13 protein-coding genes are annotated in these 12,594 nt (G+C 55.1%); all 13 read left to right on the forward strand.

The window, feature by feature from the left end; genetic code table 11:
• Window positions 1–27 precede the first annotated feature (27 nt).
• The 13 genes from cysK to KM934_RS02425 all read left to right on the forward strand — a co-directional run bounded on the left by cysK (window position 28) and on the right by KM934_RS02425 (window position 12,496).
• Window positions 28–969 (forward strand): cysteine synthase A, encoded by a 942-nt coding sequence (gene cysK, locus KM934_RS02365; protein WP_215759014.1) that lies wholly within the window; start codon window positions 28–30, stop codon window positions 967–969.
• Window positions 970–1,913: 944 nt separating this feature from the next.
• A complete protein-coding gene (locus tag KM934_RS02370; RefSeq protein ID WP_215759015.1) occupies window positions 1,914–2,408 on the forward strand; it encodes an RNA polymerase sigma factor in 495 nt (164 codons plus the stop codon).
• Window positions 2,405–3,136: a hypothetical protein gene (locus KM934_RS02375; protein ID WP_215759016.1), complete on the forward strand. Its 732-nt coding sequence runs from the start codon at window positions 2,405–2,407 to the stop codon at window positions 3,134–3,136. Before KM934_RS02370 ends, KM934_RS02375 begins: the two co-directional genes overlap by 4 nt.
• Before the next feature lie 109 nt (window positions 3,137–3,245).
• Window positions 3,246–4,115 (forward strand): hypothetical protein, encoded by an 870-nt coding sequence (locus KM934_RS02380; protein ID WP_215759017.1) that lies wholly within the window; start codon window positions 3,246–3,248, stop codon window positions 4,113–4,115.
• Between the two features lie 320 nt (window positions 4,116–4,435).
• On the forward strand, window positions 4,436–5,317 hold the full coding sequence (locus KM934_RS02385) for an electron transfer flavoprotein subunit beta/FixA family protein (RefSeq protein ID WP_215759018.1): 882 nt from the start codon (window positions 4,436–4,438) through the stop codon (window positions 5,315–5,317).
• Window positions 5,318–5,323: 6 nt separating this feature from the next.
• A complete protein-coding gene (locus tag KM934_RS02390; protein ID WP_215759019.1) occupies window positions 5,324–6,346 on the forward strand; it encodes an electron transfer flavoprotein subunit alpha/FixB family protein in 1,023 nt (340 codons plus the stop codon).
• A gap of 63 nt (window positions 6,347–6,409) precedes the next feature.
• Entirely contained in the window at window positions 6,410–8,140 is a 1,731-nt protein-coding gene (locus KM934_RS02395; protein ID WP_215759020.1) for an acyl-CoA dehydrogenase family protein, read from the forward strand.
• Window positions 8,141–8,275: 135 nt separating this feature from the next.
• Window positions 8,276–8,812, forward strand: coding sequence for an RNA polymerase sigma factor (locus KM934_RS02400; RefSeq protein ID WP_215759021.1), 537 nt, complete (start codon window positions 8,276–8,278; stop codon window positions 8,810–8,812).
• Window positions 8,813–8,817: 5 nt separating this feature from the next.
• Window positions 8,818–9,159: a hypothetical protein gene (locus tag KM934_RS02405; RefSeq protein ID WP_215759022.1), complete on the forward strand. Its 342-nt coding sequence runs from the start codon at window positions 8,818–8,820 to the stop codon at window positions 9,157–9,159.
• A gap of 22 nt (window positions 9,160–9,181) precedes the next feature.
• On the forward strand, window positions 9,182–9,649 hold the full coding sequence (locus tag KM934_RS02410; RefSeq protein WP_215759023.1) for a hypothetical protein: 468 nt from the start codon (window positions 9,182–9,184) through the stop codon (window positions 9,647–9,649).
• Between the two features lie 118 nt (window positions 9,650–9,767).
• Window positions 9,768–10,553: a carboxylesterase family protein gene (locus KM934_RS02415; RefSeq protein WP_215759024.1), complete on the forward strand. Its 786-nt coding sequence runs from the start codon at window positions 9,768–9,770 to the stop codon at window positions 10,551–10,553.
• A gap of 251 nt (window positions 10,554–10,804) precedes the next feature.
• Window positions 10,805–12,016 carry an L-serine ammonia-lyase, iron-sulfur-dependent, subunit alpha gene (locus tag KM934_RS02420; protein WP_215759025.1) on the forward strand — a complete coding sequence of 404 codons (1,212 nt, stop codon included), beginning with the start codon at window positions 10,805–10,807 and terminating at the stop codon, window positions 12,014–12,016.
• A gap of 39 nt (window positions 12,017–12,055) precedes the next feature.
• Complete coding sequence (locus KM934_RS02425) at window positions 12,056–12,496, forward strand: hypothetical protein (RefSeq protein ID WP_215759026.1); 441 nt, start codon at window positions 12,056–12,058, stop codon at window positions 12,494–12,496.
• Window positions 12,497–12,594: the final 98 nt, after the last annotated feature.

The raw sequence follows: 12,594 nt of genomic DNA on the forward strand, positions 1-12,594 counted from the left end.
AAAACGAACAACCCCAAGTTTACGATTATGATACACAAGAACATCACCGACCTCATTGGCCACACGCCACTGGTCGAACTCAGCAAGTTTTCCGCTCTTCAGGGCCTCGACACGCCCATCATAGCGAAGGTGGAGTTTTTTAACCCTGGCGGCAGCGTGAAAGACCGCGTGGGCCTGGCCATGATAGAAGATGCCGAGCGGAAGGGAACCCTCAAGCCGGGCGCCACCATCATCGAGCCCACCAGCGGCAACACGGGCGTGGGCCTGGCGTTGGCCTCCGCCGTGAAGGGCTACAAGCTCATCCTCACCATGCCCGAGACGATGAGCGTGGAACGTCGCAACCTTGTGAAAGCTTATGGGGCGCATGTGAAACTGACACCTGGAAAGGACGGCATGCCCGGAGCCATCAAGGCCGCCGAGGCGTTGCGCCAAAGCATTCCCGGGGCGGTGATCCTCGAACAGTTTGAGAACCCGGCCAACCCACGCAAGCATTACGAGACCACGGGTGTGGAGATATGGAACGACACCGACGGCAAGATCGACATCTTCGTGGCGGGCGTGGGAACCGGCGGCACCATCTCGGGTATCGGCAAGTACCTGAAGGAGCAAAACCCCAACGTGAAGGTAGTGGCCGTGGAGCCCGCCTCATCGCCCGTGCTCAATGGCGGCCCATCGGGCGCACATAAGATCCAGGGCATTGGCGCCGGCTTTGTGCCCAAGACCTACGACGCCAGCGTGGTCGACGAGGTGCTCGACATCGCGGGCGACGACGCCATCCGCGCCGGTCGCCAGTTGGCCCAGAACGATGGGATGTTGGTGGGCATCTCATCGGGTGCAGCCGCCTTCGCCGCAGCCCAGTTGGCCAAGCGCCCCGAAAACAAGGGCAAGACCATCGTGGCCCTGCTGCCCGACACCGGAGAGCGCTACCTCTCGACCGTGCTCTACGCCTTCGACGAGTATCCGTTATAATGGCGCAGGGCGCACGATCGCAAGCTAACTTCATAGCCATATCACTATTGTTTTGGATAAGCGAGGATTGCCTTCATGAGGCAGTTCTCGCTTATTTGTTGGGGCAAACCATGTAAAATAAGCGTTGGGACGAGCCAAAATGTGTAAAATAAGGCGTTTGCGAATTGTTATTTTGGCGTCTTTCCTCCGTAAGGGAGGGAGCGTTGCTGATGGACCGTTCAGCGCCCATGCCTGATAATGGGAATGCGAATTATGGCAACAAACTATACTGAAATCTACATAGCTGGCAACGACGACGGAAGGATTTGGCTGAAATACGCGATTCTCAGCACTATTACACAACCTGCTGATAACCAAAGCGTTATATAAAGAACAAAGATTTTCACCTTCCACAATTAACATTTTGCGCTGCGAAACATGCCTAACCGAGAGACGATAGATGGCCTTTCGTGGCTCGAAACATGGCCTTTCGAGGTGCGGTTAGGTAGGTATCGCAAAACGAAAGATGCCTAACGGTGGGCGCGCAACGCAAAATGGGGACGGTGAGCGCGGAAAAACGACGATTTCGCTGGCTGGTTCAACCCAAAACGCTACACAACTTTTACACCAAAATATCGAACAGAACTTCACCCTCGCCCTACTATGCCTACAAACTTAGGCATACCTACGTTTAACCCAAATTGGTCGTTAGATTTCAATTCTTGTTAGTGTTTGTTTCGAGCAGGTTGCGACATTCTCGTTGAAGCCATAGCGGGCTATGGCAAAACGCGAATGGAAGCAAGATGCCGAAAGAAACGCTGACAAGAGTTGGAAAGAAGCCATAAAATCATAATAACTCACCTATTTCGGTCTAACGACCGATTTGGGCTTAATACTTAAAAAACGTTAACGTCGTTGATAAAGGCCACATGTTTGCGTTTATAGAATAGGAACCAAAGAAAACAATGACTGAACAAGAGTTTGTCGACATAGTGCCACAACTGAGAGCGCTGGCCTTGCAGAAAGCCCTTAGCTACCCATCGGCATCCGATTGGGCAGACGATGTGGCGCAAGACTCGCTCATCAAGATGTGGGCCCTCAGGGAAAGCGTCAGTTCGCGGCAACACGCCTTAGGGCTGGTGGCCACCATGGCGCGGCACCTTACCATCGACCGACTCAGAAAGGAGCACACCGTAGGGCTCGAACAGGCGCGAAACATCGCCGCCACCGAGCGGGCCTCGGAACGGATGGAAGAAGAGAGCTACGGCAAATGGCTCGACAAGGCTCTCAAAAAACTGCCGCCCACCGAATACCAGGTGCTACACCTCAGGCAGGTGGAGAAACTTAGCGCCGAAGAGATTGCCGCCATCGTGGGCATCTCGCCACGATCAGTGGGAACGCTACTCTCAAGGGCAAGAAAACGACTGTTGGAACAAATAAAAAAAGGCAAGTGCTTATGACAAACGACAATATCAGGAATCTGCTCGAACGCTTCATGGAGGGCGAGACCTCGCTTGAGGAGGAACAGCGCATCGCAAGATGGTTTAACGACCATCCGCAGGTGGACGCCGACTTGGAGAACTACCGTCTGATGTTCGCCTATTTCGACGAGGGCATGCCACGAAAGACGGCTAACAAGAACCGCCATGCCAAGTGGTACGTGGCCCTGGCGGCCGCCGCCTCGCTGGCGCTCATCATAGGCATGGTGTGGCCCAGCGCCGAACCAGGCAACCCGTGGTTGGCCGACAACCAGCAACCCACCATCGTCGACACCCTGGCCATGCCCGCCAACACCAAGGCAAAGCCCACGGCCAAGCGCAAGAAGGCCGACACGCTGCGTATCAAGGAGGAAACGGAGAAGAACGTGAAGCGTTATCACCGCCATTACTTCTCGCCCGCACCCCCCAAGGTGCTGCTGGCCGAGGCCAAGCCAAGCGATCTGGCGTCGCCCATCAGCTGGCCAAAGGTGCAACCGGCGCAGGTGCACATAGCCAAAGAAACACCAACGACGGTCGACATCGGCCTTGAGTCGCTGAGCGACATCGACGACCACCTGGTGGCAGAAGCGCTGAAACAGTTGAAGCGCTCGCAAGAGGAGCTCTTCGAAGAGGCTCTCGACTCGCTCAACACGCAGATGCAACTGGCGGGACTCACCGAGAGCGACGAGGAAACCGAAGAGATATACTAACGCACCAACGAATGGTCGGACGGAAGAAAAAAATCATCGCATCACATATAAAAACATCCAAGGCGCAATGCCGAAAGGCGGCGCCCAAACTCTAAAACACTCTTATCTCATGAACAAGAACATACTGAAAAAAGTGGCACTAAGCTGCTGCTTGGCCTTGGTCTCCACACATGTCATGGCACAGAAATCGGTCGACCAGATGTCGGAAGCGTTCAACAACTTCACCACGAAACTGCTGAAAAACAAGCAGGTGACACTCGTCGTGAACGACCAGTACGAAGGTGGCTACATCCACAAATACCAGTTTGATGCACCCATCAGCGTCCTGCAGAAGTTCGACGACACCATGCTCGAATGCAGCAGCGCCTCGTTTCAGTCGTTCGTAAAAACTGCCGGCACCGAGTCGGGCTCAAAAAAGGAAATTAGGTTGGCCTACGACGTGGGCAACAAGAGCACATACGTCTTCCCCGTGGAGGTCGACAACAACTACAACATGCAACTCATGCGCGACCCCAAGGACGAGAGCATGCGCTACGCCTACATGCTCACATGGGCCAAGAGGGGCGACCGGGCCGTCGGACACGTGGTGAAGATCTACGGAAAAGACCCACAAGCTCCATCGACCAACAAAAAGGACACGGAACTGAACGAAAAGCCCAAGACCGCCCTGGAGTTCATGCAGGCCTTTGGAACCTTGCGCTCCATCTACCTCAAGCAAAACGACGAGCTCCGCAGAGATCTCGAATGGAACGGAAAAACGTGGGGACGCAAGCAGAGCGACAAGCTGCCGCTGGTGACGGCCGTGGCCAACAAGATATCGAGCCTCTGCGCCAATTACATCCACCTGCTGTCGAACCCCGACAAGCTACTGGTGCAACGTACGCTAAGGGACATGCAATCCTCAGCCAACGACAAGTATGTGGGAAACATCTTCGCCACAGCCGCAGACAACATGAGCTTCAAACGCAAAAAACCCTAAGCATGATTATACTAAAATAAGGAAACATTTGTAATTTGGTTCGGGAGGGGCACAACTGTCGCGAGGACAGCCACGTCCCTCCTTTTATTATTTATAGGTGGGGGCTATCCATGAGAACACAGCCACCATCAACAACCCGCTTTTCACCCCAGACCCAAGTGCAAACGCTTGCATGCACAAAGCATGGGAACACAACACTGCACAAACACTTTGTTTTGTGCAGAGACTTGCGGTTTTAGTGCCATTTGTTTGGCGGAGGAGTAAAATATTTGTATATTTGCGCCCGTATTTCGGAAATATCACAATTATATATCATTTATATGAAATTGAAAATTGTTGTGCTTGCCAAGCAAGTACCCGACACAAGAAATGTGGGTAAGGATGCCATGACAGCCGAAGGCACAGTCAACCGCGCCGCACTGCCTGCTATCTTCAATCCCGAAGACTTGAACGCCTTGGAGCAAGCGCTCCGCATTAAAGACCTGAACCCTGGAACTACAGTAACCATGCTCACCATGGGTCCTCCAAGAGCCGGTGAAATCATCCGCCAAGGACTCTACAGAGGCGCCGACGACGGATTCCTTCTCACCGACCGCAAGAGCGCCGGTGCCGACACCCTCGCCACATCGTATTTCCTCTCGCAGGCCATTGCCAAGATCGACCGCGAACTGGGACATGTGGACCTCGTGATTGGCGGACGACAGGCCATCGATGGCGACACCGCACAGGTGGGACCGCAGGTGGCACAGAAGCTCGGACTCAACCAGGTGACCTACGCTGAGGAGGTCATCAAGGTGGAAGACGGCAAGGCTACCATCCGTCGCCACATCGACGGCGGCGTAGAGACGGTTGTCGCTCCCCTGCCGGTGCTCATCACCGTGAACGGAACGGCTGCACCCGCACGCCCCTGCAACGCCAAGCGCGTCATGAAATACAAGTACGCCACATGCCCCATGGAGCGCAAGGGAGACGAGCCTTGGACCGACCTCTACGCTTCGCGCCCCTACCTCACGCTGGGCCAGTGGAGCATCGCCGACTGCGGAGCCGACTACGAGCAGTGTGGTTTGGCAGGTTCACCCACAAAGGTGAAGGCCGTGCAAAACATCGTGTTCCAGGCCAAAGAGAGCAAGACGCTCACCAGCAGCGACGCTGACGTGGAGAGCCTCATCAAGGAATTGTTGGACGAAAAGATTATTGGCTAAGCAGATATGAACAACGTTTTTGTATATTGCGAGATTGAAGGCACTACCGTTGCCGAAGTATCTCAGGAATTGCTCACCAAGGGCCGCAAGCTGGCCAACCAGTTGGGCGTGGACCTCAACGCCGTGGTGGCAGGAACAGGAATCAAGAACAAAGTGGAAGACCAGATCCTTCCCTATGGTGTCGACAAGCTCTTTGTGTTCGACGCCGAGGGGCTCTTCCCCTACACATCGGCTCCCCACACCGACATTCTCGTCAACCTCTTCAAGGAGGAGAACCCGCAGATCGCCCTGCTTGGCGCTACCGTCATCGGCCGCGACCTCGGACCTCGCGTGTCGTCGTCGCTGACCAGCGGTCTGACTGCCGACTGCACCCAGCTCGAGATTGGCGACTTCGACGACAAGAAGAGCGGCAAGCACTACGACAACCTGCTCTACCAAATCCGCCCCGCATTCGGCGGAAACATCGTGGCAACCATCGTCAACCCTGACCACCGCCCACAAATGGCCACCGTTCGTAGCGGCGTCATGCAGAAAGCCCTCTACGAGGGCAACGCAAAGGGCGAGGTGGTTTATCCCGATGTGGCCAAATACGTGCCCGAGACCGACTTTGTAGTGAAGGTTATCGACCGCCAGGTGGAGGCCGCCAAGAACAACCTGAAGGCCGCCCCCATTGTTGTGGCTGGTGGATATGGCGTAGGAAGCAAGGAAAACTTCGACATGCTCTTCCAGCTTGCCAAGGAGCTCCACGGTGAGGTGGGCGCAAGCCGCGCCGCAGTCGACGCCGGATGGGTCGACCACGACCGTCAGGTGGGACAGACGGGTGTCACCGTTCATCCCAAGGTTTACATCGCTTGCGGTATCTCTGGACAGATCCAGCACATCGCTGGTATGCAAGACGCCGGCATCATCATCTCAATCAACAACGACCCCGAGGCTCCCATCAACAAGATTGCCGACTACGTGATCGTGGGCAATGTGGAAGATGTCGTACCGAAGATGATTAAGTACTACAAACAGAATTCTAAATAAAAGACACAGCCTAACTGCCCTGTCACACCCCAAGGGGCGGTGGGCGTCACAAAGCATACAACTATGGCAAACTATTATAGTGATCATCCTGAGATTGAATTCCATCTCAATCATCCGCTGATGCAGCGCATCGTTGAGTTGAAGGAGAGAGAGTATGTCGACAAGGACCAGTTCGACGACGCTCCCGTCAACTACGACGACGCCATTGAGAACTACAAGCGCCTGCTCGACATCACGGGCGACGTGGCCGCCAACATTCTCGAGCCCAACTCGGAGAGCGTCGACCTCGAGGGTCCGCACCTCGAAGACGGTCGCATGATTTACGCCAGCAAGACCTACGAAAACCTCGACGCCACACGCAAGGCCGGCCTTTGGGGCATTTCCATGCCGCGCCGCTTCGGAGGCCTCAACGTTCCCAACACGGTGTTCTCCATGCTTTCGGAGGTCATCGCGGCAGCCGACGCTGGTTTCCAAAACGTGTGGTCGCTGCAGAGCTGCATCGATACGCTCTACGAGTTTGGATCCAAGGAGCAGCAGGAGAAGTACATTCCCCGCATCTCTGAGGGCGAGACCATGTCGATGGACCTCACCGAGCCCGACGCTGGTTCCGACCTGCAGCGCGTCATGCTGAAGGCTACCCAAGACGCAGATGGCACCTGGCGACTCAACGGTGTGAAGCGTTTCATCACCAACGGCGACTCTGACCTGCACCTCGTGCTGGCTCGTTCCGAGGAAGACACACACGACGGACGTGGCCTGTCAATGTTTATCTACGACAAGCGCGACGGTGGAGTTACCGTGCGCCACATCGAGCACAAGCTCGGTATCCACGGTTCGCCCACCTGCGAGCTGGTGTTCAAGAACGCCAAGTGTGAGCTCTGCGGCGAGCGTCGCTTAGGCCTCATCAAGTATGTGATGAGCCTGATGAACGGCGCACGCCTGGGAATCGCCGCCCAGTCGGTGGGTGTGGAACAGGAAGCCTACAACGAAGGTCTGGCCTACGCCAAGGAACGCGAGCAGTTTGGCAAGAAGATCATTACCTTCCCCGCCGTTTACGACATGCTCTCTCGCATGAAGGCCAAGCTCGACGCCGGTCGTTCGCTACTCTACATGACCGCCCGCTACGTGGACATCTATAAGGCTCTCGAGGACATTTCGCGCGAGCGCAAGCTCACTCCCGAGGAGCGCAAGGAGATGAAGCAGTACAGCCGCTTGGCCGACGCCTTCACTCCGCTGGCCAAGGGCATGAACTCAGAGTATGCCAACCAGAACGCCTACGACGCCATTTCCATCCATGGCGGTTCGGGCTTTATCATGGAGTATAAGTGCCAGCGCCTGTATCGCGACGCCCGTATCTTCTCTATCTACGAGGGAACAACACAGTTGCAGGTGGTGGCTGCCGTGCGCTACATCACCAATGGAACCTATCTCAACATCATCAAGGAGATGCTGCTCAACGACGTTGCCGACGAGTTGCGCCCATTGAAGGAGCGTGTGGCCAAGATGGTTGACCTCTACGCCGAGGCTGTGGAGAAGGTGAAAGCCAGCAGCAACCAGGCCGAGCACGATTTCTTGGCTCGCCGCCTTTACAACATGACAGGCGACATCATCATGTCGTTGCTCATCCTTACCGACGCCACCAAGGCTCCCGAGCTCTTCGCCAAGAGCGCTCAGGTGTATGTGCGCGCCGCTGAGGAGGAAGTCGTGGGCCACGCCGCATACGTCATGGCTTTCAACGGCGACGACCTGAAGAACTTCGTTGCTGAGGAAACCAACGACGAGGCTGAGGCATAATATCCCATTAGCATAACCCAACAAAGAGAGCGTCAAGGGCAACTTGGCGCTCTCTTTTTGTTTGCTCGGGCAAAAAATCACAAAAAACAACTTACCTGTTTTTATCTTTTCCACTTCTCAGGGTCTAAGAAGTATATGACAACAACAGAACAAAGCCTCATCAACACACTGAGGATATGCCCCGAAGCCGGTTTCAGGATGCTCATGGACCAATACCAAGAGCCCATCTATTGGCACATCCGCAGGTTGGTGGTGTCGCACGACGACGCCCAAGACGCTACTCAAGAAACGTTTGTGAGAATCTTCCGTTCGATGGGGACGTATCAGGGTAACGGCTCGTTCAGAAGTTGGATTTACCGCATCGCCACCAATGAGGCCCTGCGCTGCCTCAGCAAACGGCAAGAAGAAACCGTTTCGTTAGAGTCGGAAACGACTGGCGTTACGCTCATTGCCGACAACAGCCTGGAAGAGGCCGATAAACTGGCGGCCAAGCTACAGAGAGCCATACTCACCCTGTCACCCAAGCAACAGTTGGCCTTCAACCTCCGTTACTACGACGAACTCTGTTTCAGCGAGATTGCACGCGTGGCCGATAGCACACCAACAAGCATCCGACAAAGCTACCACGTAGCCAAGGAGAAAATCATTAAATACATGAATCAAAACGATTAAAGAATATGAATCAAGGTTTCAACTTCAAGCAAGTGGGCAAACGCATGCCATACTCCGCCCCCGACGGTCTATTTCGCGAGATGAAGATGAACGTCATGAACATGGTGAAAGACGAGCACATGGACCTGCCACAAAAGCCCATCCGCAAAAAAGCCACACGACTGTGGATAACGGCCGTGGCTGTAGCAGCATCGGTGGCCGCCCTATGGATAGTAAACCTAAACCTCAGCACCACCCAATCCACCAACGGCATAGAGGCCGTCGACCAAGCCTTCGCCAACCTCTCGCAAGGCGACCAAGACTATCTCTTGGACGTGTACCAGGCCGATGTATTCATCAACAACTAAATAATAAACAAACCACATTATTATGAAGACAATTCTGACAACGCTGATCATGGCCTTGGTCATGACCGCATTCACCACAAGCGCCGCCGCACAGAAGGACAGCAAGAGTCAGCGCCTCTCACGCGAACAGTTGGCGGAAGTTCAGGCCAAGCACATCGCACACTCTCTGGCGTTCGACGAGAAGACCACAGCGCGGTTCATAGACACCTATACACAGTGCCAAAAAGAGATATGGGCCTTAGGTCCGCGCTTGCGCAGCACCCCCAACAACACAGAGGAGCAAAACGAACAGGCCATCAAGCAGCGCTTTGAGATGAGCCATAAGATACTCAACATCCGTGAGAAGTACTACAAAACCTACTCTCAGTTTCTCTCACAGGCACAAATACAGCGCGTCTACAAGTTGGAGCGCCAGATGTCGAAGCGCCTTGAGAAGAACCGTCAAAATGGCAAACGCAAGGGCCCTCGCCGTCCCGAATCTATGCGATAGGATAACCAAACAACCAATGGAATGAAACAATTCTTATGGATTATTTATGGTGTGGACCAGCATGCTGGCCCACGCCTTCAACGCATCGAAAGAACAAATCACTACGTTGGGTATCACAATGGGTTATCGCAAATGCGTCATCACTAACGAGAACAGTACAGAGGCGCCCATTCTGGTGGTCTACCTACACGGCGGATCGAGCAAAGGCAACGATAACGAGAAGCAACTATTGGAACCCGGCACCGATTCGATAGCGCGCTATTTGGAAACCCATGGCATAAACGCCATCTTTCTCATACCACAGTGCCCAACCGACAAGTCGTGGGGTGGCCCCATGAACACCATGCTCAAGGCCATGATTGACCGATACGCCTCGGAAGGCGTAGCCGACACCAACCGCATCTATATCTTCGGAGGGTCGATGGGAGGCACTGGCACTTGGGGCATGCTCTCCGCCTACCCCAACTTCTTCGCCGCCGCCATGCCTGTGGCTGCCAACCCGTCGAAAACAGTGGTGGAGAACGTTGCCACCACACCGGCCTACACCGTCATGGGAACGGCAGACGCCATCATGAAGGTGGAAACTGCCGCTTCTTTTGTGGAGGAGTTAAAGGCTTTGGACGATGATGTTAGGATGGATGTGGAAGAAGGTTGGACTCACGAAACAACCTGCATACAGAGTTACACCACCGCCCGTCTCGAATGGGTGTTTAGCCACCGGCGCGGCACCCCGTCGGCCATCTTGCGGCCCACAAGCGTCAGCCAAGTGGTGTCCTCCCAGTTCTTCTCTATCGACGGCAAGCGTCTCAGCAACCCCGTCGCCAGCAAACTCATTATCCGAAGGGATATATTGGCCGACGGCACCACAAAAGTCACCAAGACCGTGGCGCCAACCTCATATTAGCTTAGTTCATACTCTTTAGTATATCAGACCTGCTATGGCTCATACTCCGCCATAACAGGTTGCCCGTGACAACGGATTTGTCGCCCTTGCCATTCCCCCTAAACATCCGTGCAAGAGCAACGCCGTTGTCACCTTTTTGTAAGACTGCATCCTTGCCACAATCTCCGACATAATCCTAATAAAAGCACATCGCGAAAAGAAAAGGGCAAAATCATTTCTTTCTCCGTGCGAATTGCATTATCTTTGCAAACATGAAATCACTACGCGAACTTTACAAAATAGGCAAGGGTCCTTCCTCGAGCCATACCATGGGTCCCCAGAAAGCCGCCCAAATCTTTGCTGCCCAAAACAAGGGTGCCGTGTCATTCAGTGTAACGCTCTATGGCAGTTTGGCCGCCACCGGCAAGGGCCACATGACAGATGTGGCCATTGAGGAGGTGCTGCAACCCATAGCCCCCACCACCATTGTGTGGGAGCCCAATCAGTTTCTTTCGTTCCACCCCAACGCCATGACTTTCAACGCCATTCACGCTAACGGTCGGCCCAACACCTCGTGGACCGTTTACAGCGTAGGTGGCGGTGCCCTCTCCGAAGGCGACCATCCCACGGGTGTGCTGCCTCCATCGCCCGACATCTACCCGCTGACCAAGCTCAGCGATATCAAGAAGTGGTGCTACGACAACGGCCGTGCCTACTGGGAGTATGTTGCCGAACATGAGGACGAAGGCATTTGGGACTACCTGCAGGAGATTTGGGAAGCCATGAAGCGCAGCGTGGAGCGCGGCATAGAGCGTGAGGGGCGCCTGCCTGGCCCACTCAACCTGCAGCGTAAGGCCTTCACCTATTATGTCAAGGCCAAGGGCTACCGCAAGAACCTGCAAACTCGCGGCTTGGTTTACGCCTATGCCTTGGCTGTGAGCGAGGAGAATGCCTCAGGCGGCACCATCGTCACAGCGCCCACATGTGGCTCATGCGGCATCATGCCCGCCGTGCTCTACCACCTCGCCAAGGGCCATGAATTCTCCGACAACAAGATATTGCACGCCCTCGCCACAGGAGGTCTTGTAGGCAACATTGTGAAACAAAACGCCAGCATCTCGGGCGCCGACGTGGGCTGCCAGGGCGAGGTGGGCGTAGCGTGCGCCATGGCTTCTGCCGCCGCCTGCCAAATCTTCGGAGGCAGTCCGGCACAGATCGAGTATGCCGCAGAGATGGGCCTTGAGCATCATCTCGGCATGACATGCGACCCGGTGTGTGGCCTGGTGCAGATACCCTGCATTGAGCGCAACGCCTTCGCTGCCACCCGCGCACTCGATTCGAACCTCTACGCCGCCTTCAGCGACGGCAAGCACCGCGTGAGCTTCGACCGCGTGGTGCAGGTAATGAACCAGACAGGCCACGACCTGCCCTCGCTCTACAAGGAGACTGCCGAGGGAGGACTGGCCGCTCAGTCGCTGGAATAATCCCCATCGGACCCAAACTCCCATTTTTACCATCATCCCATGCGCAAATTAGCTTTTATACCGCTGCTACTCATCGCCGCACAAGCCGTCACGGTGTCGTGCCGCATGGCTCCCAGCCAAGACGATGGCGACACTGTGGCCGCCAAAGAGTTTTACCCTCCCGACACCGCCGCCCTGCGCAAGGCAGCGGCCAACGACTCCACCGTGACCAAGGCCGTAACCGACAGCGCCGACATCTTTGTCATCGGTCCGGCCTCCACCAAGCATGAGGTGCAACTGCTCAGTTACCCCTCACGCCGCGACTCCACGCTCTACTACAAGAGCCGACGCATCAAGGTGCGTGGCAATGCCGATGTGGGCCACGTGGTGCGTGCCGTGTTCTTCACAACCGAAAAGGGCGACACCATCGTTACTCGCATCACCGAACTGAAACAGGAGGCTGCCAACGTGAGCCATGCGCCACAAGGGCATGCCCACTGACACATACCGCAACACTGAAAGGTAAAAACCGTCTTCCTTACCTCCCCGACTTATCAAGTCGAGAAAGCAAAATGGCACCAAGGCCATGAACACAGGTA

The sequence above is a fragment of the Hallella faecis genome (genome assembly GCF_018789675.1).
GTDB classification, from domain to species: Bacteria; Bacteroidota; Bacteroidia; order Bacteroidales; family Bacteroidaceae; genus Prevotella; species Prevotella faecis.